The 23,311-nt window shown below is 61.8% G+C and carries 21 protein-coding genes; 9 read left to right on the forward strand and 12 right to left on the reverse strand.

Annotated features, from left to right (window positions below; all coding sequences use genetic code 11):
• Window positions 1-22 precede the first annotated feature (22 nt).
• A complete protein-coding gene (locus EN749_RS09350) occupies window positions 23-1,792 on the reverse strand; it encodes a type I secretion system permease/ATPase (protein WP_128362986.1) in 1,770 nt (589 codons plus the stop codon).
• Window positions 1,793-2,789: 997 nt separating this feature from the next.
• On the opposite strand from EN749_RS09350, the gene EN749_RS09355 reads away from it, so the two are divergent.
• The gene (locus EN749_RS09355) at window positions 2,790-4,874 is read left to right on the forward strand and encodes a hypothetical protein (protein ID WP_128362987.1); all 2,085 of its coding nucleotides are present in this window, start codon (window positions 2,790-2,792) and stop codon (window positions 4,872-4,874) included.
• A gap of 293 nt (window positions 4,875-5,167) precedes the next feature.
• On the opposite strand, the gene EN749_RS09360 is transcribed toward EN749_RS09355, so the two are convergent.
• The 7 genes from EN749_RS09360 to EN749_RS09390 all read right to left on the reverse strand — a co-directional run bounded on the left by EN749_RS09360 (window position 5,168) and on the right by EN749_RS09390 (window position 12,213).
• A complete protein-coding gene (locus tag EN749_RS09360) occupies window positions 5,168-5,662 on the reverse strand; it encodes a response regulator transcription factor (RefSeq protein WP_245491318.1) in 495 nt (164 codons plus the stop codon).
• Between the two features lie 485 nt (window positions 5,663-6,147).
• The gene (locus EN749_RS09365) at window positions 6,148-6,516 is read right to left on the reverse strand and encodes an AraC family ligand binding domain-containing protein (protein WP_210214714.1); all 369 of its coding nucleotides are present in this window, start codon (window positions 6,514-6,516) and stop codon (window positions 6,148-6,150) included.
• Window positions 6,513-7,946 (reverse strand): FAD-binding oxidoreductase, encoded by a 1,434-nt coding sequence (locus EN749_RS09370; protein ID WP_128362988.1) that lies wholly within the window; start codon window positions 7,944-7,946, stop codon window positions 6,513-6,515. Before EN749_RS09370 ends, EN749_RS09365 begins: the two co-directional genes overlap by 4 nt.
• Window positions 7,946-9,124, reverse strand: a complete 1,179-nt coding sequence (locus tag EN749_RS09375; protein WP_127809473.1) for a M20 aminoacylase family protein — start codon at window positions 9,122-9,124, stop codon at window positions 7,946-7,948. Before EN749_RS09375 ends, EN749_RS09370 begins: the two co-directional genes overlap by 1 nt.
• Window positions 9,121-9,930, reverse strand: a complete 810-nt coding sequence (locus EN749_RS09380) for an ABC transporter permease (protein ID WP_127809474.1) — start codon at window positions 9,928-9,930, stop codon at window positions 9,121-9,123. The genes EN749_RS09375 and EN749_RS09380 overlap by 4 nt, the downstream gene beginning before the upstream one ends.
• Complete coding sequence (locus EN749_RS09385) at window positions 9,927-11,126, reverse strand: ABC transporter permease (protein WP_189367429.1); 1,200 nt, start codon at window positions 11,124-11,126, stop codon at window positions 9,927-9,929. The genes EN749_RS09380 and EN749_RS09385 overlap by 4 nt, the downstream gene beginning before the upstream one ends.
• A gap of 31 nt (window positions 11,127-11,157) precedes the next feature.
• Window positions 11,158-12,213 (reverse strand): ABC transporter substrate-binding protein, encoded by a 1,056-nt coding sequence (locus EN749_RS09390; protein ID WP_127809476.1) that lies wholly within the window; start codon window positions 12,211-12,213, stop codon window positions 11,158-11,160.
• Window positions 12,214-12,334: 121 nt separating this feature from the next.
• Here EN749_RS09390 and EN749_RS09395 point away from each other — a divergent pair, with 121 nt between their 5' ends.
• From EN749_RS09395 to EN749_RS09425, 8 genes are all read left to right on the forward strand, one after another.
• Window positions 12,335-13,669, forward strand: a complete 1,335-nt coding sequence (locus tag EN749_RS09395; RefSeq protein WP_128362990.1) for an aminotransferase class III-fold pyridoxal phosphate-dependent enzyme — start codon at window positions 12,335-12,337, stop codon at window positions 13,667-13,669.
• A complete protein-coding gene (locus EN749_RS09400; protein ID WP_127397404.1) occupies window positions 13,669-14,406 on the forward strand; it encodes a GntR family transcriptional regulator in 738 nt (245 codons plus the stop codon). Before EN749_RS09395 ends, EN749_RS09400 begins: the two co-directional genes overlap by 1 nt.
• Complete coding sequence (locus tag EN749_RS09405) at window positions 14,406-15,509, forward strand: ABC transporter ATP-binding protein (protein ID WP_128362991.1); 1,104 nt, start codon at window positions 14,406-14,408, stop codon at window positions 15,507-15,509. The genes EN749_RS09400 and EN749_RS09405 overlap by 1 nt, the downstream gene beginning before the upstream one ends.
• 31 nt (window positions 15,510-15,540) lie before the next feature.
• Window positions 15,541-16,476, forward strand: coding sequence for a 3-keto-5-aminohexanoate cleavage protein (locus EN749_RS09410; RefSeq protein ID WP_127317813.1), 936 nt, complete (start codon window positions 15,541-15,543; stop codon window positions 16,474-16,476).
• The gene (locus EN749_RS38680; RefSeq protein WP_245491320.1) at window positions 16,473-16,643 is read left to right on the forward strand and encodes a hypothetical protein; all 171 of its coding nucleotides are present in this window, start codon (window positions 16,473-16,475) and stop codon (window positions 16,641-16,643) included. Before EN749_RS09410 ends, EN749_RS38680 begins: the two co-directional genes overlap by 4 nt.
• 2 nt (window positions 16,644-16,645) lie before the next feature.
• The gene (locus EN749_RS38685; protein WP_245491321.1) at window positions 16,646-16,900 is read left to right on the forward strand and encodes a thioesterase family protein; all 255 of its coding nucleotides are present in this window, start codon (window positions 16,646-16,648) and stop codon (window positions 16,898-16,900) included.
• 660 nt (window positions 16,901-17,560) lie between these two features.
• On the forward strand, window positions 17,561-18,229 hold the full coding sequence (locus EN749_RS09420) for a HemK/PrmC family methyltransferase (RefSeq protein WP_245472749.1): 669 nt from the start codon (window positions 17,561-17,563) through the stop codon (window positions 18,227-18,229).
• The gene (locus tag EN749_RS09425) at window positions 18,226-19,341 is read left to right on the forward strand and encodes a hypothetical protein (RefSeq protein WP_128362992.1); all 1,116 of its coding nucleotides are present in this window, start codon (window positions 18,226-18,228) and stop codon (window positions 19,339-19,341) included. Before EN749_RS09420 ends, EN749_RS09425 begins: the two co-directional genes overlap by 4 nt.
• 49 nt (window positions 19,342-19,390) lie before the next feature.
• Here the strand turns inward: EN749_RS09425 and nadE are convergent, their stop codons facing one another.
• The 4 genes from nadE to EN749_RS09445 form a co-directional block, all read right to left on the reverse strand.
• Window positions 19,391-20,398: an NAD(+) synthase gene (gene nadE / locus EN749_RS09430; protein WP_127809480.1), complete on the reverse strand. Its 1,008-nt coding sequence runs from the start codon at window positions 20,396-20,398 to the stop codon at window positions 19,391-19,393.
• Window positions 20,395-21,939: a class I adenylate-forming enzyme family protein gene (locus EN749_RS09435; protein WP_128362993.1), complete on the reverse strand. Its 1,545-nt coding sequence runs from the start codon at window positions 21,937-21,939 to the stop codon at window positions 20,395-20,397. The genes nadE and EN749_RS09435 overlap by 4 nt, the downstream gene beginning before the upstream one ends.
• A gap of 26 nt (window positions 21,940-21,965) precedes the next feature.
• Window positions 21,966-22,232: an acyl carrier protein gene (locus EN749_RS09440; RefSeq protein WP_127809482.1), complete on the reverse strand. Its 267-nt coding sequence runs from the start codon at window positions 22,230-22,232 to the stop codon at window positions 21,966-21,968.
• Between the two features lie 23 nt (window positions 22,233-22,255).
• On the reverse strand, window positions 22,256-23,311 hold a 1,056-nt coding region (locus tag EN749_RS09445), incomplete at its 5' end, for an asparagine synthase C-terminal domain-containing protein (protein ID WP_145990895.1).

The following is a 23,311-nucleotide window of genomic DNA, read 5'->3' on the forward strand; positions in this document are numbered from 1 at the left end:
ACGTTCAATTCGGGGGGGCGGCTCATGCTTCCTTGACCTCTTTGATTTCCTTCACCACTTCAAGGGCTGGCAACTGGGCCGCCTTGGGCAGATGGGCCACCTTGCCGACACGGCTGGCGAGTTCGTTGAAGACATGGTCGCGCGGCCCGAAGAGATCTTGCTGACCCCTGTTGAGGACCAGTATCTTGTCTACCTTGTCCAAAATGTTGGCGCGGTGCGCGATCAGGATAACGGTCGTGTTCGTCGCCTTGGCCACGCCGAGAGCGGCAATCAATGCCTCCTCGCCCTCCCTGTCGAGGTTGGAATTGGGTTCGTCGAGGATAAGCAGCGCGGGATCGCCGTAGAGGGCCCGCGCCAGCCCGATGCGCTGGCGCTGCCCGCCCGACAGTATCGCACCTGCTTCGCCGATCTCGGTGCCATACGCCTTCGGCAGTCCTTTGATCAGCTCGTGGACTCCCGCCAGCTGCGCGGCCTCGACCACCTTGTTGAAGACCGCCGGGTTGAGCGTAGCAAAGCGGCAAATGTTTTCGGACACGGTGCCGGCGAAGAGTTCGATGTCCTGCGGCAGATAGCCGACATGACGACCACGGTCCTCCGCCGCCCATTGGGCGACATCCGTTCCGTCCAGCAAGGCGCGCCCCGCGGACGGGCGCCAGGCGCCGGCGAGTATGCGCGCCAGGCTCGTCTTGCCGGCCCCGCTCGGGCCGATCAACGCCATCGCTTCACCGGGCTCGAGGCGGAAGTTGATGCCTTTGAGGATATGCTCGCCACCCTGTCGGGCAAGCACAAGGTTGTCGGCCTCGAACCTGCCTTTCGGACGGGGCAGTGGCAGGACCGGTGTGGCCTCCCGGTGCTGTCCGGCGACCGCGGTGAGGCGCCGGTAAGCGGCACGGGCTCCGACCGTCGCCTTCCAGGTGCCGATCGCTTGCTCGACCGGTGACAATGCGCGCCCCATCAGGATCGAGGCGGATATCATGATACCGGGCGAGGCCTCGTTGCGAAGAACCAGATAGGCACCGAGGCCGAGTATGGCCATTTGCAGGGCCAGCCGGTGACAACGCGCGATGGCCGCGATGACCCCACCCCGGTTAGCGGCAAGGACTTGTCCTTTGTTCGCCTCGTCCTGCTGTGCCTTCCAGCCTTCCATCAGCGGCTTTAGCATACCCATCGCCTGGACGACCTCGGCGTTGCGGATCGCCGCCTCGGCCTGCACATAGGCCCGCGACTGCGCACCCGCAGCCTCGATCAAGGGCTTTCGCGTGACATATTCGTTGAGCAGCGCCAAAGCGAACAGGATGATCCCGCCGCCAAGCGCCAGCCAACCCAGCCAGGGGTGCATGATGAATATGGCAGCGAAAAACAGCGGCGCCCAAGGCGCGTCGAGGATCGGGAAGATGCTGGGACTGGTGCAGAAATTCCGCACCTGGTCCAGATCGCGCAACGGACGGGCGTTGGCCTGGCCGGGCGCCGAGGCGGCATATTCCACCGATGCGGTCAGGAGAACCGGTCCCAAGCGCGCGTTCATCCATGATCCGACCTTGGCCAGAAGACGCCCGCGTATTACTTCCAACCCGGCGAGCGTCCCGAGCGCGGCCGCCGCCATCAGCGACAGCATCGCCAGCGTCTCCAGGCTGTGGCTGGACAGCACGCGGTGGTAGACCTGGAGCATGTATAGCGCCCCGGTCAGCATCAGCACGTTGATGCCGCCGCTGAACCAGATCAGTGGCCGGATGGCGCGCCTGACCTCTTTCATAACCACTTGCAGGGCAGGGGGCTGTTGGGTGATCTTCATCGTTCATATCTCGCGGGATGACATCTCGTGCAACAGATCGCGGGGCAGCCAATGCGGCCGTGATCCTCCATTGTGTCGCGGCCTAAGAGGAGGCGTCCATTCCCGGTTCGATGGTATTGAGGTCAATGTCCGCACCTGATCGAACGATATATATCTTTCGATAGATCAGTCCGGCGCAGGCGCTGCGACGGATCTTATTGGCATGCCATCGCGCGGCTTTCCGGCCTTGCCGGCCTCATGTCGATGCCAGCGCGGATGTCGGAGGAAGGCCCGTTCCTGGGGGCGAGGCCCATGCCATGCGCCACACCCAGACCAATTCCGGCCGACTGCCGAGGTGCAGATTTTCGTAGAGAAGGTGCAGGTGCAACGTCTTCGGTCTGGTCGACCAGTTCAAGACCGGAGTCGTGCCGGCAAGCAGGGCCGCATCGCCGACTATCTCACCCGCCACGGATTCGTCATCCTCGATTAATTCGGATCGTCTCATCCATCACTATGAGATCGTCGAGACGGGGCAACGAGTTCCGGCGTATCAAGAACAGCGCCTGATCAACCTAACACGGCCAAACTCATCCGCGCTCGGCGGGCTGCAACCCGAAAGCTCCTGCGAGCGCCAAACAACGTGCCCTTACTTAGAGGGAGTCAAAATTGGACGCTGATCGGGGCTCAGTTTTGCAAAGCGGTTGACACGTGTGGCTTGCTCGGATGCGAGCTTTCACTACGGCTCTTCTCGCGGGCTAATGTTTCTAGTTATATTGATGGCAGCGACACTTTCGAAACGATATATATCGTTCGATATAGGTCGTAATACTATCAGACGGAAAGTTGACCAGCCGTCCTTAGGCTGCGCCAAATAGGCCCCTCAGCAGCCAGGGTTTGTTGGCATCTCAAGTGATAGCCGGGGGGGGCAATCGTGGTTTTCTACGATCCACCATTTCGCCGCGGCCTGACCTAATCCAACTAACCCTGGAACAGCTCAATCACAATTGGGAGGCAGGTTATGGCTACTATTACCAACACAAATCTCGTTCTCGATGAGCAGATCGGCGTACAGACTGTCACCGATGACAATGATGTCCTCCTCGACCAGGCGCTCATCGACGATCTCGTGGCCCTGGGTGTGGCGGGAATCAGTCTCGGTACCGACGCCACGACAGGTTTTCCGCAGGTGGCCGTCAACACCGCCCTACTTGACACAACCGGAGCGACCGATTTGGCGCTGTCGATCCCCGCTGACGGCACGACGAGCGGCCTCTTTACCGTCGACGGTACGGAAATCTTCCTCTACAACGAGGGCGACGTCATTTATGGGCGCGAGGCCGTGAATGGTGTCGCTGACCCCACGGGCGATCTGGCGTTCGCGGTTGCGCTTGATAAGACTGACGTGTCGTCAGCGCAGATTTACCTCGTCCAATACGAACCGCTGCATCACAACGATCCCCTCGCCGTTGACGATGCCGACATCCTGTCTTTCGCCGAAGGCAAGATCACACTGGATGTAACGACCACCGAACTCGTAACGACGTTTCAGTCGCTGGACTTCGCGTCGATCCCGTCAGGTAGTCCGCAGGAGACGCTCACGGTTGCGACAGCCGATCTCACTGACAATCACAGCGCCAAGTTTGATGGGCTCATCTTCCCGGCAGGTGCAGTCACTGATCCGACGACCATCAACACGAACCCCGGAACCGATGATGATCTGAACCCCAACGCGATCGGCTTCGGTGTGAAGGGCGGCCAAGCCTCTCAGTTGAATCAAAATGAGGGCTTCTTCGTTCAAGACGCGGCCTGGACTTCTGCTAGTCCGGATGCGAACGAGATCGGCGGTATCAGGTTCGACGTCCAGGGCGTAGGCGGCGTGAAGAGCGTTAACATTGAGTGGTGGACTGTCGATAATGGGATAGTAATTGAGCACGGGACCGACACAGTAGTATTACCTGGGGGCAGCTCCGTCTTTGAGAATTACACCATCGAATCGGCCGATAGCGTCGACCAAATCTACGTTCGATTTTTCTACGACACGAAGCAAAGCACGTCCGGCGTGCGCGTTGAGAACCTCGAAGTCGCGTTCCCCTCATCGAGCGAGGTGACGGTCGTCAACCACGAGGATCTCGGGACGCACCTCGTGTTCGAGGACGCCGGGCCGACGTTCGACGGCATCACTGGTGATGCCACGCCGTTCCAGGTCGGATTGGCCGCCAATCAACAGGACACCGGGACGTTCGACCTTACTCCCGGAGCCGATGGCTCACACGTCACCATCACCGCTTACACCGATCTCGGTGGCACTGCCATCGAGGAGATTCTCAACGCCGACGGAACCACGCTGACGTACCACGACGTGGCCACCGATACGGACCTTTACCAACTGAACGTGACCGACTCGGGATACACCTTCGACGTGCTCTTCACACCCCAGGGTGAGCAGTCCGACCTCAACTTCAATGCGGTCAAGTCGGGCGGTCCCCAGGAGACCTTGATAGTACCCACGGTGGATAACACCGGCAGCATCGTCTTTGACGGTCTGATCTTCAACGCTACGCCCGCAGCGAACGCGACCGAGGCAGCCTTTGCGCCGTTCAACACTGCTCCACTGGGAGGCCCGACTGTAGCGGCTGACGACCTTAACCCCGATGCAGTTGGGTTCGGCGTGAAAGGCGGTCAGGCTTCGCAGATCAACAACAATGAGGGCTTCACCTTCTCCACTGCGGACGGGTCTGACATCAACAATCTGGCCTTCGCGGTCGCAGGAATTGGAAACATCAACGCCATCACGGTAGAATCGTGGCTTTACGACGATGGCGGCAATCTGATCGATCACAATATCGACAACGTTACTGGCTTGCGCTCGGGCAATCAGACCGTGACCATCGACGACGATGGTGGTCAAGCCTTCGACACGGCCTACGTTCAGTTCCACGTCGCCGGTGCCAACTCGGGTGTTCGCATCCTCGACTTCTCGACGAGCATCGAGGGTCCGGTTGACGATCAGCCGTTCGAATTCACGCTGGCAAACACCGACCTCGACGGGGATGCCGCTACTCAAACACTAAGCATCCTCGCAAGCCAGGACTTCATCGTTTGATGACGTTCTCGTAGCCTTCATTAGCTTCAACGCAAGCGATCCGGCCCCCTTCGAGGGGCCGGACGTTACGCAAAGCGGCAGCTTGCGGTGTATGCTGTGGTAGCCTGTTTGCTAAAGGAACCGGAGGAGGGGAGAGCCAGCAACCGCCAAGCCAATCCCCGGTTATCAGACGGGTCGGACCGAGAGCAGGCGTCCGCAATCGTCGAGAAACAGACGATGTCACGGCCGATGCTATCGCGCGGCTTTCCTGCCCGTTGCCGGCCTCACTTGGATGCCCGATAAAAGTGCAGCTTTCAGAGGAGGCCCGTTCCTGAGGGGGGGAGGCCCTTGCCATGCGACACCCAGGCCAGTTCCGCCCGGCTGCCGAGGTGCAGCTTCTCATAGACGTGATGCAGGTGCATCTTCACAGTGCCTTCGGATACGTGCAACCGCTGCGCGATGGCCTTGTTGCGCAGCCCGCGCGAGACGAGATCGGCGATCTCGGTCTCCCGCCCGGTCAGCCTGGACATTGGCTGCGGCTGCGATCCGGGCATCAGCAGCTGCTGGACGATCTTGTTGTCGATCCACTTCTTGCCCGCCGCCACCGCATTCACGCATTCGATGAGAAAGCGGTGGCTGATGCCGTCCAGAAACAGGCCGTCGACGTCGAGCGTCTGTATTTCCCTGACATCGAGCCCGCCGGTTGGCTGCACGATGAAGATGATGCCGAGAGCGCTGCTGCAGGCCTTCAGCCGTGAGGAAAGACCTGATGTCTGCTGGTCCGCGAGATCCACGCCAACGATGACCATATCAGGTCGATGGCGCTCCACATGAGCGAGAACGTCCACAGGGCGGCGACACTGGGCGACAACATCGTGTCCAGCCTTCTGCAAAACCCATTCCAGACCAGCGAGATACACCCCCCGCGGGTCCGCGACAACTAACGTTGACATGCGAACACCGTCCGTAAAAAAAACGCAACGAACTTGGTTAAACACCCGTTAAATCAGGAAACCAGAGCCCAGGCAGATTGTCAAGGAATAGCTAATATGCATATTGCTATGATGACAATCCGCCGTCTGCCAGGCGGATCGGCGGATATCTCACATCGCACTTGGGCGGAAAGCTGGCTAGCTGCCCTTCCTGGCCGCTATCACCATGAAATCGCTTCCAAGCGTGACGCTTTGCAGCCGACGATATTGACCTGCAATGCGTACTTCGCGGAGCTGCCAACAGCTGTTTCACTACCCCGGAACTGCGCGGTGAAAGGCGAACCTATGATATGCCTGTCACTTCAAGGTTCTACCGTCCCTTGCCGCGCGGCCCAGTCGTATGGGTACAGGCAGTAAAAATAGCCGGTGCGTTCGGTTGCGATGTATTTCAGATGCGTGCCATTGGGCAGCCAGACGATGTCGCCAGGGCGGCATTCGTGGCGGCCGTCATCCAGTTCGATCGTCAGCGTGCCTTCATGGATGAACAGCACCTCGTCATAGGTCACGGTCCAGTCGATCGAGGCGTTCTCCAGATACTCAATGCCACCGCCCATGGTCCGGCTGATCTCGGCATTGATGACGCGCGCGATCGACGACGTTCCGGTCGGCGTGACTGATGGCTTCAGAGTCAACTCGCTGTGCTTGAAAATCCTGGCCTTGGACATTGTCATCCTTTCTTTGCGCGAAGATTGGCTTTGGAGGGAGTGACGCCGGACGGAGCCAGCCCGGCGAGCCATCTCGTCACCGGATCCAGCTTGCGCCCGGCATGTTCAAGATCGTCGCGCCGACGCACCGCGCCACGGACGAAATGCGCACCGACGAAGCGAAAGGGTTCGGGCGAGAAACCGCGCGCCACCGGACGCACCAGCGCCGAATGCGTCAGTTCCGATTCGCCGTCAGTCAGCAGGCTGGTGAGGATCTCGCCGCCGATATAAGCCATTGTCGTGCCATTGCCGGAAAAGCCGTAGCCGTAGACGACATCGCGATTAGCGGGCAAAGCGCCGAACAGCGGCACGCCGCTGACCGTCCGGTCGATCGGGCCGTTCCACGATGTTTCGAGCGGGAAATCGGCGAGCGCCGGGTGGCCATCCCGCAGCACGCGACGCATTTCGGCGACCCGTGGCGACAGGCCATGGAAACGCTGGTCGACGATGCCGCCGAAGCCAATGACGCCACCGCTGACGCCGACGGACAGCCGACCATCGCGCGTCGGAGACCAACCGCCAACGAAGACGCGGGAATCGATCATCAGCGGCGCCCGGCGGTAGCCGACCTTGTCGAGAAGGTCTGGAATGGGCTGTGACATGGCGTCGTCGCTGGAGATGTTGAAGATCGCAGGGGCCAGTTCCGGAATCGCCCCGGACCAGGCGTTCATGGCAAGCACGACCTTGCCGCAGGACACAGTTCCTTTCGCCGTTTCCACCGTGAGCTTGCCACGTCGCGAAAACCGCTTCATCGGCGACTTTTCATAGATCCGAACGCCGCGGTTCAGCGCTGCACGACGCAGGCCGCGCACCAGGAACCCTGGATGCACAGTTGCCGACGAAGCGTCGAACGCACCGCCAAGGTGGCTCGTCGTACCGGCCATCGCCGCGATCTCCGGGCGCGAAACTCGCCGCGCCGGGACGTAGCCGTGCGCTGCCAGCTTGTTTAACGCGTCGTCCCAGGCGCCAAGCTGTGCTTCGCACGTAGCGCCCCAGATCCAGCCGATGCGATCGAACCAGGCGTCGATTGCCTCGGCCTTGCAGAAAGCCTCGATGCCGCCGATCGCGGCTTCGGATGCCTTGATGATCGAAAGCGCGTCGTTTCCGTCGCGCAGCGCGGCAACCGCGCTGTATTTGGTCCACGCCGAAAGCACCATTCCGGAATTGCGGCCGCTCGGGCCACCACCACAAATGTCGCGCTCTACAATGACAATGTCGAAGCCTGGATTGTGCTGCTTGAGGCGAATGGCGGTCCACAGTCCGAGATACCCGCCGCCAACGATGCAGATGTCGGCCTGCGTTGTCTCTTCGAGCGGAGGCGCAAGGTCCGGGTCCTCGGGCAATGCCTGCCGCAGCCAATGGCTCCGCCAGCGGATGTCTTTTTCCGGCAACTGCATCACGATGCGCCTGCGGCGGACAGGCGGCGCTCCACCAGCCTGACCCAAAGACTGGCGCCCATCGGCAGGATAGCGTCGTTGAAATCGTAATTGGTGTCGTGCGCGGCGGCCTGGTGCGCGTCGTCCGCCTGGCCAAGCAAGAAATAGCAGCCCGGCCGCTGTTCCAACATGTAGCAGAAATCTTCAGAACCCATCTCGGGAGGCGGATCGACGACGAGACGTTCCGAGCCCATCACCTCGTTCGCAATCGCGATCATCGCGTCGGCTTGCGCCGGAGTGTTGATCGTCGGCGCGAAGGGCGTTTCGTAGCGAATATCGACGCTGGCGCCAAAAGCTTCGGCCTCGTTTTTCGCGATGCGGCGGATTGCCATCTCCAGCGTCTTTTGAACCTGATGGTCGAAGGTGCGCACGGTGCCGGTCAGAAACGCCGCATCGGGGATGGTGTTGAAGGCTTCGCCGGCGCGCAGGCTGCCAACGGTGACGATTGCCGGAGAGTGCACATCGGTCAGGCGACCGGGCAGGGCTTCGATTGCCAGCAGGATGCGCGCGGCGACGGGGAGTGGATTGATCGCAAGATGCGGCATCGCCGCATGGCCGCCCCTTCCATGCACGACGATCTCGAAGCGATCAGCCGCCGCTGCCACCGTCTCGTGGTGGACGGCGATCTCGCCCAGCGGCCGTTCGCAATTGTGCAGCGCGTAGACTTCATCGCAGGGGAAACGCTCGAAAAGGCCATCATTCAGCATGGCGAGGGCCCCACCTCGGCCCTCCTCGGCCGGCTGGAAAATGAAATGCACGGTGCCGGCGAAGTCGGGCGAGCGGGCAAGCGCCGAGGCTGCGCCGAGCAGCATCGTCGTGTGACCGTCATGGCCGCAGCCATGCATCCTCCCGGGAATGCGGGATGCATGCGGCAGCGGCCGCGCCTCGGTCATCGGCAGGGCGTCCATGTCGGCTCGGATGCCAAGACTGCGACCAGCGCCGAGCCTGCCCCTGAGCGTACCGACGACACCTGTCCGTCCGACGCCTTCGGTCGTCTCGATGCCCCACGAGCGCAGTTTGTCCGCCACGAAACGCGCCGTCTCGAACTCTTCGAAGCCGAGTTCTGGATTGGCATGCAGATGCCGCCGCCAGGTCGTCATCTCGGTCTCCAACTGCTGTACCGATGGAACCAGTCTCATGCCGATGCCCTTGCGCGGAGAGTTTGCGAGCGGCCCTGAAGGATGGCGATGACACCAAGCAGGGTCGCAGAGAATGCGATCAGCAGCACAGCGACGGCCGCGATGGCAGGGCTGATGGATTCGCGAACCCCGGAGAAGATCATGCGAGGCAAGGTTCGCTCCGCGCCTGTCGAGAGGAAACTTGCGACGACGACTTCGTCGAAAGAGATGATGAAGGCGATGATGGCCCCTGTAATGACGCCCGGCGCTATCAGCGGCAGCACTACCTTGAAGAATGTGCGGATGGTGCCGGCGCCGAGCGATGCGGCCGCGCGAACCAATGTCCGGTCGAAGGTCGAAAGGCTGGCGACGGCAGTCGTCAGCATCACAGGCACGGCCATCGCCGTATGCACCAGAATGATGGATAGCTTGTTGCCTACGAGTCCCAGTGTGGCGAAGAATGAAAAAGCCGCGACGCCGACGATGACAACCGGCGTCACTAAGGGCGCGGCGATGATCGCGTAGAGAATCCGTTTGCCGGCAAAATCGCCCCAGGCGAGTCCGATCGCCGCAGGTATGCCGAGCAGCAACGCCAGAACCGTGGTGGACAGCCCGATGACGACCGAGTTCCACAGTGCGTTCGGCCAACGCTGGTCGACCCACAGTTCGGCATACCAGCGCAGCGACCAGCCCGGCGTCGGAAATGCCAGCGAATTGCTCGAGGTCAGCGACATAGGGATCACGATCAGCAGGGGCAGGATGATGAACGCCAGCAACGTCGCCGCATAGGCATACATCAGCCACTTCCGGAAGCGGTCGGCGCTCATGCGACATGCGCCTTGCGGCGGAAGAGGACGGACGCCGTCCAGAACAGCAACGCAAACAACACGAGGATCATCAGCAGTTGCAGCGAAAGCGCTGCACCCATGCCCCAGTTCAGTGTGCTGTTCGTGTAGAAAGCTATGTAGCTGGAGATCATCTGGTCGGTCGGCCCGCCGACAAGCGTCGGGGTGATGTAGTAGCCAAGTGCGAAGACAAAAACGATCGCCCCGCCGGACAGGATCCCTGGCAGGATCAACGGTAACTGCACGCGGCGCCACGCCGTGAGCCACGGCGCACCCAGCGACAGTGCCGCGCGCATGTAGGTGGTCGGAACCCGCCGCATGACAGCGACGACGGAGAGCACCATCATAGGCAGCATAACCTGAACCATCGCCAAATAGAGCGAAAAGCGGGTGTAGATGAGGTCGAGGGGTTCGCTGACGATACCCAATCCGAGCAGAGTGGAATTCACGGGGCCGTTCTTCTGCAGCACGATGATCCAGATGACGGTGCGCACCAGCAGCGACGTCCAGAGCGGAAACAGGATCAACGCGAACATCAGCTTCGACCACGCCGGGGGCGCGCTGACAATTGCCTGCGCCAGCGGCACGGCGAGCACCGCGCAGATGACGGTCACCACGATGCTGATCCAGATCGTACGCAGCAGCGCGTCGACGAAGATGGCGCGGTCGGCGGAAACGGCTTCGATCGAATTGTCCGCGCCTCGCTTCAGGTCCAGGCTCGCCAACAGATAATAGTCCGTTCGCGCGCTTTGCTGGCGCGCTATGACCTGCCAGAGATCGATGTTTTTCCAGCCGGCCTGTTTGGAGAGCACCTCGTCGCGCACGGGACGCATAGTGAGTTTGCCGTCGGCCGCATCCTTTGCCGTCTTGATGACGAGGAAACGGCTGCCGACGACGCGCTGGTTCACGAGTTGCGCCAGGACACCTTCCTTCCCGGCGCGCCGCGCGTCGGCCAAATCCTCGACGAGTGCTGCAAAGACGGGTTCGCCAGGCAGGCCGCTATCCGCATTCCAGCCCGCCAGAGCGGCAATTGTGCGCGGCAGGTTGTTCGAGAAATCCGAGTTGTCGACGGCCAGAGCGAGGAAGCGCGCTACCGGCCACAGAAACAGAATGACGACGAACAGAATAAGCGGGGCCGTCAACAGGGCGAGCATGCCGCCCCGTTGGCGCCGCTTCATAGCCGGCTTTGTCCCGACCAACATGCCTGGGTTACTTCGCGAGCCAGGCCTTGAAGCGTTCTTCCAGTGCTTCCTTGTGCTCGGTCCAGAAGTCGTTGTCATAGGAGGCGCCGTACTGAAGGTGCTCCGGCGACGTCGGCAGGTTGGCCTTCCAATCCGCGGGAATGAGGTCGGCGGCTTCCTTGCGGCCGGTGCCATAGGCATAGAGTTTCGAGAAGCCGGCCTGGTTTTCAGGGATGGAGAACCACTTGAGGAGATCCAGCCCGGCCTGCTGGTGCGGCGCGCCCTTCACCACCGCCCAGTAGTCGGTGCCATAGAAGAAGCCAGCGTCCCATGCGATCGCATAGGGCTTCTTCTCGTTGATGGCTTCGTTGGTGATGCGCGCATTGAACCCGTCGCTGAGAGCCACTTCACCACTGTCGAGGTTCTGGATGCCCTGCGTCGTTGTGGACCACCAGACGACGTTCGGCTTGATCTTGTCGAGCATGGCGAAAGCCCGATCGACACCTTCCGGCGTGGCCAGCACCTTGTACATGTCCTCGCGTTTCACGCCGTCGGCCATCAGCGCATTTTCCAGCGTGAACTGTGCCTGCTGGTAAAGCCCGCGCTTTCCCGGAAATTTCTCGACGTTCCAGAAATCCGCCCAGCTCTTCGGCGCGGCGTCACCTTTGTAGACCTTCGTGTTGTAGGCAAGGACCGTAGCCCAGGTGTCGGATGCGACGCCGCATTCGTGCAGGGTGCCTGGAAGATAATTCGCCGCGTCGCCGGTGATCTCGGGCGTCAGCGGGACGAACAGGCCTTCGGCGCAGCCGACTTCCATGGCGGGCGCTTCGACCGAGACGACGTCATAAGTGATGTTGCCTGCCTGCACCTGGGCACGCACCTTGGCGACCTCGCCGCCCCATTCTTCCATGACGATCGGAACGCCCGTCTTTTCGGTGTACTTGTCCCAGACCCCATCCTTGTAGGCCTTGTCCCATGTACCCCCCCAGCCGACCACCGTGACGGGGTCGGCCGCGGACGCGGCCAAAGTCGAGGTCGCGAGGCAGATCGCGGCGGCAGATACGGCTTGCAGATAAGTCCTCATTGCAGTTCCCCTTTCTTATCGTTGTAGATTTGATCAAATTTCAAACGCAAAATGGATTGATTAGCAACAGGAATTTACGATACGGTGCAAAAAAGTGAAAAAGCCAAAGGGATTTGATCGAATGCTGCAAGGCACTAGAGACGTGCGCGCCAATGTCAGTCTCGCTGCTGTTCTGGACGAGGCGCGACAGCGTTTCGCTGACGCCAACCCGAACAGCCTGGCGCGTCAGAACGAGGCCGCGGCATCGTTGCCGGGCGGCAATACGAGGGCTGTTCTATGGTATCGGCCATTCCCCGTATCGTTTGTTTCCGGTGAAGGCTGCAGGGTGACCGATCTGGACGGCCATACCTATGTCGACCTGGTCTCGGAATACAGTGCCGGTTTCTACGGCCACTCCGACAAGGCGATTTCGGCGGCCCTTGTGGACGTCATACAGGGTGGCATCATGCTGGGCGCACCCAACCGCTATGAGGCGCGCCTGGCTGCCGCGGTGGTCGACCGTTTTCCGGCCATCGAGCGCGTGCGCTTCTGCAACTCGGGCACCGAGGCGAACATCATGGCTATTTCGGCGGCTCGCGCCATTACCCAGCGCTCGAAGATACTCGCATTCCGCGAGGGCTACCACGGTGGCGTACTCACCTTTGCGCATGGCGGCTCGCCACTCAATTTGCCTTTCCCCTTTGTCTTCGCCGACTACAACGATAGTGCAGGCGCCGTGGCGGTCATCAAGGAACAGGGCGACGAGCTTGCCGCGGTGATCGTCGAGCCGATGATGGGCGGCGGCGGCTGCATCCCGGCGACGCGTGAGTCCCTGGAAGCGCTGCGCGCGGTGACGAAGGAGACCGGGGCGCTGCTGATTTTCGACGAGGTCATGACTTCGCGCCTCGACTACCGCGCGCTCCACGGGGCGCATGGGATTTTTCCCGATTTCGTGACGCTCGGCAAGTATATCGGCGGCGGCGCCAGTTTTGGCGCATTCGGTGGACGCGCCGACCTCGTCGATCGCTTCGATCCGGCTTTGCCCGGTGCGTTCTCGCATGGCGGGACGTTCAACAACAATATTCTCAGCATGGCTGCTGGCTTCACCGGTCTGACCCAGGTGCTGACGCAAGAGGCGAGCCGCGCGATCAATGCGCGCGGCGATCGCCTGCGCGAAGCGATGAACGTCTCCCTTGAAAGGCATGGCGTCGAGGGCATCGTCATAGGGCGTGGGTCGTTGATGAACCTGCATTTCGTCAGGGGGCCGGTGGACACTCCGGCGCGGCTCGACGATGCCGATCCTTCGGTGATTGCGCTTTGGCATATCGAAATGCTGTTGCGAGGGTACTACGTGACGCCGCGCGGCATGCTGGCGTTGTCACTGCCATTTGGCGACGCCGAACTCGACGGCTTCGCCGGCGCATTCGACGATTTCCTGTCGAGCAACCTCAAAATACTGCCGCGCCGGACAAACTGATGCTTGATCGCAAGGATGCCAGTGCCGGCTCGGCCGCGCAAAAGACAGCTCATGTTCGTGTCCATACGGGCTTGAAGGAAGCACTGATGAACGGTGACTTCCTGCCCGGCCAAAGACTGGTCGTGCGACAGCTTGCCGAACAGTACCGGACCAGCGCCATGCCGGTGCGCGAGGCCTTGCGGCAACTCGTCAGCGACGAGGCAATGTTCGACCACCCAAATCGGGGCGTCATCGTCCCCGAGGCCACGGTGGCGCGTATTTCGGATCTGGTGCGTGTGCGCTGCAGCGTCGAAGGAACGGCGGCCGAGTGGGCCGCGACGACCATCACGCCCGAAGAACTCGATGAATTGGCGAAGCTGAACGGGCTGATGCGCGAATGCGTCGAGAGCAATGTCATGGCTAATTATCTCGGCCTGAACAGGCGCTTCCATTTCACGATGTACCATGCCGCGCGGTCACCTCTCATCCAGCAGATCATTGAGAAATTGTGGCTGCAGGCAGGACCGTTTCTGAACATCGTCCGCTCGGACGTGACCTACGGCCTGGGCCTGGACCATCACGACGAAATGCTCGCGGCGCTGCGTCGCGCCGATGGCGCGGCTGCGCGCAAGGCGCTGGTTGCCGATCTGCGTGAGGCCGCCGACATCATTCTTCGCGCCGCGGCGGCGGCTGAGGCTCAGCCTGCGCGCAAACGCCCGGCTTCGGCACGCCGTGATCCCAAGGCGCAGGCGCGGTGATGGGCGGATCCCCGCGTGGCCCGGTTCATGTCGAGTTTCGTGGCGTCAGCAAGCGCTACGGGCAGACGGTCCAGGCGGTGCGTCAGCTCGACCTGGAAATCATGCGCGGCGAATTCCTGACGCTGCTGGGGCCTTCCGGGTCTGGCAAGACGACGGCGTTGATGATGCTTGCGGGGTTCGAAGATACGACCGAGGCCGAAATCCTCATTGACGGTCAGCGCATCGACAACGTTCCCGCCAATCGTCGCGGCATCGGCATGGTGTTCCAGAACTACGCGCTTTTCCCGCACATGACGGTCGCCGAAAACCTGGCTTTCCCGCTCGAGGTCCGCAAACTTGGCCGCGACGAGGTGACGCGACGTGTCAGGAACGTTCTCGATATGGTCCAGTTGCCCGAATTCGGCAACCGGCGTCCGGCGCAGCTTTCGGGCGGGCAGCAACAACGCGTCGCGGTTGCCCGCGCCCTGATCTTCGAACCAAATCTTGTCCTGATGGACGAACCGCTCGGCGCCCTCGACAAGCAATTGCGCGAGCAGATGCAGTTCGAAATCAAGGATATCCATGCCCGGCTCGGCGTCACGTTCGTTTATGTGACACACGACCAGACCGAGGCGCTGACCATGTCGGACCGGATCGCGGTGTTCAGTGCCGGCCGCATCGAGCAGCTTTCGACACCACGCGAACTGTATGAGCGTCCGACGGGCAGCTTTGTGGCGAGCTTCATCGGCGAGAACAACCGCATGTCCGGCACCGTGCTTGCCGGCGGTGAAAACGGTGGCGTGGCCGTCCATCTCGACGATGGCGATCTGGTGTTGAACGCCATTTCCCCTGGCGCGACGCCCCCTGCGGGCGCCAGGGTGACGCTGTCGATCAGGCCCGAGCGCATGTCCTTATTGCACGATGGCTCCACCGCCCTCAACGTGATTGCGGCAACCGTCGTTCAGTCCGTCTATGTCGGGGATCACATCCGGCTCGTCGCTGTGACGGCGGGCGGCCTGAAATTCATTGTCAAGCTTGCCGCATCGTCTCGGTCCGAACTCAATGCGGGCGAGGCGGTTCGATTGGGCTGTGGTCGTGAGGATTGCCTCGCGCTCGAGAGATAACAACAAAAGGCAGACAAGAGAGAGTTCAACAATGAAGAAATCGCCGAAAGTCGTCATCACCTGTGCGGTCACCGGCTCGATCCACACGCCGACGATGAGCCCGTATCTGCCGATAACGCCGTCCGAGATCGTCGACGCCGCCGTCGGAGCAGCCGAAGCCGGAGCGTCGGTGATCCATCTGCATGCCCGCGATCCGGAGACCGGCAAGCCTACCCCTGATCCAAAGCTGTTTATGGATTTCCTGCCGCGCATCAAGCAGCAGACCGACGCCGTGATGAACATTTCCACCGGCGGCGGGCTGAAGATGACCCTCGAAGAGCGCCTTGAAGCCGCGCACGCTTCGAAGCCGGAACTCTGCTCGCTCAATATGGGATCTATGAATTTCGCCCTGCACCACATCGCGCCGAAATACACCGACTGGAAATACGACTGGGAGAAGGGCTACCTGGAAGACACAAAGAAGGGCATCGTCTCCAACACGTTCGAGCAGATCGAGCGTATCATCGTCGAAGTCGGCCAGGCTTACGGCACGAAATTCGAGTTCGAGTGCTACGATGTCAGTCACCTCTATACGCTTGCGCACTTTCTAGACCGCAAGCTGCTGAAGCCGCCGCTTTTCGTCCAGACGATCTTCGGGCTGCTGGGCGGAATCGGCGCCGACCCAGAAGACATGATGCACATGCGCAGGACGGCTGATCGGCTGTTCGGAGACGATTATCTCTGGTCGATCCTTGCCGCGGGCAAGCACCAGATAAATCTCTGCACGATGGGCGCGATCATGGGCGGCAATGTACGGGTCGGTTTGGAAGACAGCCTCTATGTCGGCAAGGGCACGCTCGCTAAGAGCAATGCCGAACAGGTTGCCAAGATAAAGCGCATTCTCAACGAGTTGTCGCTCGAAATCGCGACGCCCGACGAAGCCCGTCAACTGCTGGATCTCAAGGGCGCAAACGAGGTCGGGTTTTGACGCCCGGCATCGAAACCTATGTCGGCGTCGTGCATCCTTGGATGTGCGACGCGATGGGCCATCTCAACGTTCGTCATTATGTGGCGATGTTTGATGACGCCAGTTTCCAGTTGCTGGGCAGGATTGCCGATCCTCGTTTGACGCCGACCCTCGGCTGGGCGATGTGAGGATGGAGATCGACTACGTGCATGAAACCGCGGCGGGAACTCTGGTCACCGTTCGCAGCGTTATAGAAAAGCTTGGGAAATCGTCGCTGACTTATCTGCATGAAATGCGCGGTACGCTGGACGGAGTCCTGCATGCGCGCATGCGCACCGTAACGGTGCGCTTCGATCTTCAAGCGCGGAGCAAGATCGAGATCGAAGGCGAAGCCCGGCAGGCGAGCGCGAAACTTCCGATGGGTGAAGCCGATACGCGTGGGTGACGGCGAGAATATCTGGTGACGGCATCGTTAGCCGCATTGGCGTCACTGAGCGAGATGCTGTAGGTCGCTGAAGGCTTCTACTCGCCCTAGGAAGGTCAGATATAGCCGCTATCGCACAGGACACCGCATGGGCAGCCCGCCACAATCGGCCATTGCGTACGATAGTGGCGTTTGAAGTGGTAGCGGGAGAGGGACTTTAATCGGCATAAAGTCAATGCGTTATATCATCTTAGAAAATTTTGAAAAAAATGAATCCACAAACGGAATGGAAAACTTTCAATCTTCATTTGCTGGAAGCGGATACTTGAGGCGGAGAATCCGATCCAAGGTAACTGCCGCCTGACAGGATGAGTGGCGGGCTTAGCGTGTTAGGCGACGCGGCGACTTATGCGCCGGAGGCGAATGACAGCAATGCGCCCAAAGTCGGTCATTGAAGTTTACAGCTGGGTAGCTCTGATTGGAGCCACATCCCTTGGATGGGACGGCATCTATATGGCCGAGCTGGCGCGCTGCGAAGTATCGGCGGATATCTTTAGCAGCCGTTTACCGGAGCGCGATAGGTCATTGTGTATGCAATACCGTCGGATGACGTAAGGAACCGCCGTGCCGCACAGAGCAGCAGCCCTAGCCGGTCGTTCTACGCCCCGCCTGCATCGTTTCATGAGCGTGATGCTCGAACTGGCTCCGGGCGTTCTCGTGCCGCGTCAGGAAACAGAGTTGCTCGGACAGAGCGCGCTCGCGATTCTTCGCGATCGCGCGCCCGGCCCGATGGTGATCGACATGTGCTGCGGCTCCGGCAACCTTGCTCTGGCGATCGCGGCGGAAGTTCCGTCGGCCTGCGTCTGGGGGGTGGACGTGACTGACAGCACGGTCGCGCTGGCCCGTAGCAATGCCGAACGCTTGGCCCTTCAGGACCGGGTCACCATCCGGAAAGGGGATCTGTTCGGTGCGCTGGAGGGCGATGGGCTTATCGGCGCGGCGGACATGATTGTCTGCAATCCGCCCTATATCTCAACCGCGCGCCTCGAAGGCGAGAGCGCGCATCTGCTTGAGGGCGAGCCGCGCGAGGCCTTCGACGGGGGGCCTTACGGCATCTCGATCCACCAGCGGCTGATCCGGGACGCAATCGATTTCCTCAAGCCTGGTGGCTGGCTGCTGTTCGAGTTCGGGCAGGGGCAGGACCGCCAGGTGGCTGCCCTGATAGCCAGAGCCAAGGCCTATGAACCCGTGACATTCGCCAAGGATGAGGTCGGAATGCCGCGTGTCGCACTCCTCCGCAAGCTGGAGAACGGTGCGCCCGCGATCTCGTCCTCCGCAAGTTTGGCATGAGCGAGATTCGTCCCCTGCAGGCTGCGGATATTCCGGCCGTCGTCGGGCTCTTTCAAAGAACCTTCCGGGACGGTGGAAAGCCGCCGCCTCCGGCGCTTGAGACTTATCTGCGCTGGCACTATCTCGAAGGCCCGGTCTGCGATCCGGAGATCGCGTCTCTCGTCCATATTGCGAGCGAAGGCGACATTTCAGGCTTTGTCGGCGTGAATGTACTGCCGATGAGGCATGGCCAGCGCAAGCTGCGCGCCGCCATCTGTGGTTCGCTCATGGTCGAAACGCGGGCGAACGACCCGATGGCCGGCGCAAGGCTGCTCAGGACATTCCTGGCCGGGCCGCAGGACATCTCCTTCAGCGAAACCGCAAATGCCCTCTCGACGCAGATGTGGACGAAACTGCGCGGGGTCGCCCTGCCGCAATACAGCCTGGACTGGATCCGGGTAATCCGGCCTTCGGCCTTCCTGCTCGATCTAGCCTCGCGGCGAGCCGGCGCCGTGCGCTTGCTTGACCCGCTCGCGCGCGGACTCGATCGCTATCTTCGCGGACGGATGCAGGAGAACGAGATGCGCTGGTCCGGGGTCCCGGAACTCTGGAATCGCAAGGGCGGCCTCAAGGTTGCCGAAATCGATCATGCCGGTTTTGCGGCTCTTTTGGACCCGTTGATGCGCCAGTTCCCGCTCCGACCCGACTGGAGCGCGGAGCAGCTTGCGCATATCCTCGGGGAGGCTTCCCAGAAGCCGGACTATGGCGAGGCCGTGTTCGCGTCCGTCTCCTCCCCCAGCGGGGCGCTGGTCGGCGCCTTCCTCTATCACACCCGCCCGGGCAGGATGGCGCGCGTGCTGCAGGTTCTGGCCCTGCCGGGGCAAGCTGGTTCCGTCATCGACTGCTTGATTGGCGATGCAGCGCGGCGCGGCGCCGCCGGCCTGCGCGGCCGGACGCAACCCGCCCTGCTGGCAGCGATGCTGGGTCGACGGGTCGCCTTCACTCAACCGGCCTCGACCGTGGTGCATTCGCGCGACGAGGAACTGGTGAACGCGTTCCTGAGCTCGCAAGGCTTCTTCAACGGGCTGGCCGGCGAGCACTGGAATCGCCTGGCCGGGGAGCGGTTCGAATAGGCCATCATTGTGCGCGCGCGGCAACATAATCCCGATTGTCGCGCCGATCTCAGCAGGCGATTTCCTCGACGGGGCGGACGAGCTGCGGGCCAAGGTGCAGATAGCGCGTCGCCCGGCGCTTGGCGGCGATATCGGCCCAGACGCGTTCGACCTCGACCGTAGTCAGCTTCGCGGCGGTGCCGACCTCCACGGCTGAAAGGCCGTTATTCAGGCCGAAGAGGCAAATATCCATGCGGTCATAGGGCAGGGAGAAATAGAACTCTTCCTGCGTCTGCTCGAGGGAATAGGTGTCGGTCGTCGGCGCCCTGCGGCAGATTTCCTCGGGAATGCCGAGATGGGCGGCAAGCGCATAGACCTGGCTCTTGTAGAGATGGGCGATCGGTTTGACGTCAGCTGCGCCGTCGCCATTCTTCACGAAGAAGCCTTGGTCGTATTCGAGCCGGTTCGGCGTGCCGAGCACGGCGAAATTCAGCCGGTCGGCGTGATAGTACTCGATCTGTTTGCGCGTGCGCTGCTTCATGTTGGTGGCGGCGACGATGCCGAGATAGACCGCCGGCGACATGCGCAGCTTCGTCTGCCGGCCTTCGGGGCCCTGCACCACCAGCGAGGAGATGTTGTAGCCCTCGCCGGCGAGCGAATTGGCGATGACGATCTTTGAGGCCCAGCCCGGCCCGTATTCCGGCACCAGCTCGCGGATGAAGGCATCCCGCCGCTCATAACAACCCATCGCGTGCAGCGTCGGGCCGATATCCTCCACGATCGCTTCGACGCCGAAGGTTTCGGCGGCCAGCCGGCCGAGGCGGAGGCTGTCGGGATCGGAGTCGTTTTCCGGCATGAACAGGCAGAAGACGTTCTTCGCGCCGACGGCGCGGGCGGCGAGCGCGACCGAGACGCTGGAATCGATGCCGCCAGAGAGGCCGAGCACGAGCCCGCGCTTGCGCATGCCGCGTAGCTGCTCGCGCAACCCGGCGACGATGCGATCGGTTTCCGCAGCGTTGTCGAGCGTCAGCGCGTCGGCCGAGAAGGCGGGACGGCTCGGGGCGAGGGAGTGGTTCATTCTGCAGTCCCCAACGTTTCGGCCGCCAGTCTTCGGCTGACCTTTCCGGTATCGGTCTTCGGCAACTCGCGGCGGAACTCGATGAGCTTCGGCACCATGAAATCCTCGAGATGAACGGAGCAGTAGCGAATGATGTCCCGTTCGCTCAGGGTCTCGTCCGAGAGAACGACGAGGGCGGCAATGGCGTGGCCGAGCACCGGATCCGGCACGCCGGTCACCACGGCTTCCACGATGCCGGGATGGGCGTGCAGCACAGTTTCGACTTCCTTCGGGGCAACCTTTTCGCCGCGCGTCTTGATGATGTCGTCCTTACGGCCAACGAAATAGAGGAAGCCGTCCTCGTCCGTCCGAAACAGGTCGCCGGTGTGGAGCCGCTTTTCCCAGGGATGCGGCCCGGGACGCAGCATCTGCTCCGTGGCCACGTCGTTGCGCCAATAGCCCTGCATGACATGCGGGCCGCGGATGACCAACTCGCCCGCCACGCCCGGTGGCACGCGGTTGCCCTCATCGTCGACGACGATCGCTTCCGTGTTGGGAATAGCGATGCCGACGGAACCCGGCCGGCGGTCCAGCTCCTCCGGGGGCAGGTAGGTGCAGCGCTTGCACTCCGTCAGACCGTACATGGAATAGAGCTGCACGCCGGGGAACAGCTCGCGCAGCCGGGCGATATGCACCGGCGGCAGGGCGGCGGCGGTGTTCGAGATATAGCGCAGGCTCGGCAGGAAACCCGGCGCCAAATCGCGCATCTGCAGGATCAGCGCCGCCATCGTCGGCACCAGCGGGAAACCGGTGACCTTCTCGGCGCGGATGCGCTCGAAAATGGCCTGCGGAAAGGCGAAGGATTTTTCGAGGACGAGGGTCGCGCCGAGCTTCATCGCCATCAGCAGCTGATAGAGGCCGTAGTCGAAAGCCAGGGGCAGGACATTGAGGATGATGTCGTCAGGGGTGTTGCGCAGATAGGTCGTGATGGATTCGGCCGCGGCATCGATATTGCGATGCGTCATCATCACGCCCTTGGGGCGGCCGGTGGAGCCCGAGGTGTAGATCAGCATGGCGAGGTCGATGTCGATCCCGCCATGGCGAACGGGCACGGGCGCGACCTTGAGACAATCCTCGAAGGAGGCAGCGCCATCCGGTGTATGGCTGGATGGCGCTTGCGTCGACGCGACGAAGAGCGGTTGGTCCGACAGCGCACGCGCCTGGATCACGACAGGCATCAGCTTGGCCTGGGTCAGGATCGCCGCAGCCTCGCAATCGTCGATGACATAAGCGAGCTTGTCGGCCTTGGTGGAGGCGTTGATCGGGCTGAAGGTCGCGCCCGCCTTGAGAACCGCGAAGATCGAGACGGCGGCTTCCCAGCAATTGTCCATGAAGACGAGAACGCGGTCGCCGCGCTGCACGCCGTTCGCGGCGAGGGCGGTCGCGAGCCGGTTCGACAGATCGTCGAGCTCGTCATAGCGCAACCGCTTCCGGTCGGTGACAAGCGCCGTTTTCGCGCCATGCGCGGCCGCGTTCGTGATGAGGAATTGCTCGACCCGCATGAGCTCGGGCCTTCCGCTGCCAGCCGTCACGCCGCGACGAGCGATGCGGCCTTCGCTGTGATGAAGGCCGTGATGCGCGCCAGTGAATCGAGGTTGGCCGGCACGATATCGGCGTCCGCAACTGTGATTCCGCAATGGTCCTCGATAAAGGCCACCAGTTCCAGAACGCCGGTCGAATCGATGATGCCGTTCTCGATCAGCGAGTCCGTATCGGCGAGGGCGTGGGTGGTGTCGCCGAACAGGAAGTTCTCGATGACAAAGGCCTTCACTGCGTCTCGGATCGTATCGGTCATGTCGTTCGCTTTCCTTGGTGGTGTCAGGCGGCCTTTGCGTTGCAAATGCCTGTGCCGGTGAAAGTCGTCAGCCACAGCTGCGTCGACAGGATGCCGACAAAGGCCGCGTTGTCGCGAAAGCCGGAGGCCGGCTGGCGGCTGCATTTCTCATGTAGTTTTGCCACTGCCTTCGGATTGAAGAGCCCGCCGGCGCTGACTGCGGCGTCGCCCAGGGCCGACTGGACATAGTCCCTCGTGCCCGGCCCAACGAAGGACTGGCTGTCCGGTGCGCGATAGGGCTGCTTGGTCCGCCGGCCGATGGCGGCCGGCAGCAGGTCTTTGGTCGCCTCCCGGAGAATATGCTTCTCCACGAGCCCCTTCAGCTTCATCTCGGGAGGAAGGCCGGCGGCAAACTCGACCAGATGATGGTCGAGGAAGGGAAAGCGGCCCTCGATGCCGTGGGCCATCGCCATGCGGTCGCCCTGGCTGGACAGGATATAGCCGGGGAGAAGGAAGCGGGCTTCCAGATATTGCGCCTGATGCAAGGGATGCCAGCGGGCGAACGCCTTGGGCAGCCGCGCGGCGAGCTCCTCGGCGGCGTCATATCCGGACAATGTGGCACGCAGATCGCCCGAGTAGAACAGCTTCGTCGCCGCCGTGCCGTCGAACCTCGGCCGATGGGAGAACAGCGGATCGTCGAGCGCCGCGCCGCTAGCCCCGAAGAAGGAGAACAGGTACTCGGCCGATTGCTGCCTCAGGCCCGGAAGATAGGGGTAGAGCTTGCGGAACAGATGCGGCCGGATGCGGGAGCTGGGCTGTCTCCCGCAAAAGCGCCGAACCCTGGCCTCCTTGAAAATATCGTAGCCGGCAAAGACTTCGTCGGCGCCTTCGCCCGTCAGCACCACTTTCAAGCCGGCCTCGCGCACGAGGCTCGAGAGCTTGTAGAGCGGGGCAGGGGCAGTGCGCAGGATCGGCCGCTCCGTGAAGCGGATAACGTCAGGGAAGACGGCGGCGATATCGCCTTCCCCGCAGGCGACGGCGCTGTGATGCGTGCCGAGCGCACGGGCCATCTCGAGCTGGAAGGGGCTCTCGTCATGTTC

The organism is Mesorhizobium sp. M7A.F.Ca.ET.027.02.1.1 (assembly GCF_004022985.1).
Taxonomy (GTDB): domain Bacteria; phylum Pseudomonadota; class Alphaproteobacteria; order Rhizobiales; family Rhizobiaceae; genus Mesorhizobium.

What these genes read in the sequence shown, in the direction of transcription:
- EN749_RS09410 (WP_127317813.1), top strand. Translation starts at nt 15,541, where the DNA reads ATGAAGAAATCGCCGAAAGTCGTCATCACCTGTGCGGTCACCGGCTCG.
- EN749_RS09375 (WP_127809473.1), bottom strand. Translation starts at nt 9,124, where the DNA reads ATGAGACTGGTTCCATCGGTACAGCAGTTGGAGACCGAGATGACGACC.
- EN749_RS09385 (WP_189367429.1), bottom strand. Translation starts at nt 11,126, where the DNA reads ATGAAGCGGCGCCAACGGGGCGGCATGCTCGCCCTGTTGACGGCCCCG.
- EN749_RS38685 (WP_245491321.1), top strand. Translation starts at nt 16,646, where the DNA reads ATGGAGATCGACTACGTGCATGAAACCGCGGCGGGAACTCTGGTCACC.
- EN749_RS09350 (WP_128362986.1), bottom strand. Translation starts at nt 1,792, where the DNA reads ATGAAGATCACCCAACAGCCCCCTGCCCTGCAAGTGGTTATGAAAGAG.
- EN749_RS09380 (WP_127809474.1), bottom strand. Translation starts at nt 9,930, where the DNA reads ATGAGCGCCGACCGCTTCCGGAAGTGGCTGATGTATGCCTATGCGGCG.
- EN749_RS09355 (WP_128362987.1), top strand. Translation starts at nt 2,790, where the DNA reads ATGGCTACTATTACCAACACAAATCTCGTTCTCGATGAGCAGATCGGC.
- EN749_RS09425 (WP_128362992.1), top strand. Translation starts at nt 18,226, where the DNA reads ATGAGCGAGATTCGTCCCCTGCAGGCTGCGGATATTCCGGCCGTCGTC.
- EN749_RS09365 (WP_210214714.1), bottom strand. Translation starts at nt 6,516, where the DNA reads ATGACAATGTCCAAGGCCAGGATTTTCAAGCACAGCGAGTTGACTCTG.
- EN749_RS09395 (WP_128362990.1), top strand. Translation starts at nt 12,335, where the DNA reads ATGCTGCAAGGCACTAGAGACGTGCGCGCCAATGTCAGTCTCGCTGCT.
- EN749_RS09440 (WP_127809482.1), bottom strand. Translation starts at nt 22,232, where the DNA reads ATGACCGATACGATCCGAGACGCAGTGAAGGCCTTTGTCATCGAGAAC.
- EN749_RS09400 (WP_127397404.1), top strand. Translation starts at nt 13,669, where the DNA reads ATGCTTGATCGCAAGGATGCCAGTGCCGGCTCGGCCGCGCAAAAGACA.
- EN749_RS09405 (WP_128362991.1), top strand. Translation starts at nt 14,406, where the DNA reads ATGGGCGGATCCCCGCGTGGCCCGGTTCATGTCGAGTTTCGTGGCGTC.
- EN749_RS09370 (WP_128362988.1), bottom strand. Translation starts at nt 7,946, where the DNA reads ATGCAGTTGCCGGAAAAAGACATCCGCTGGCGGAGCCATTGGCTGCGG.
- EN749_RS09420 (WP_245472749.1), top strand. Translation starts at nt 17,561, where the DNA reads ATGAGCGTGATGCTCGAACTGGCTCCGGGCGTTCTCGTGCCGCGTCAG.
- nadE (WP_127809480.1), bottom strand. Translation starts at nt 20,398, where the DNA reads ATGAACCACTCCCTCGCCCCGAGCCGTCCCGCCTTCTCGGCCGACGCG.
- EN749_RS09360 (WP_245491318.1), bottom strand. Translation starts at nt 5,662, where the DNA reads ATGGTCATCGTTGGCGTGGATCTCGCGGACCAGCAGACATCAGGTCTT.
- EN749_RS09435 (WP_128362993.1), bottom strand. Translation starts at nt 21,939, where the DNA reads ATGCGGGTCGAGCAATTCCTCATCACGAACGCGGCCGCGCATGGCGCG.
- EN749_RS09390 (WP_127809476.1), bottom strand. Translation starts at nt 12,213, where the DNA reads ATGAGGACTTATCTGCAAGCCGTATCTGCCGCCGCGATCTGCCTCGCG.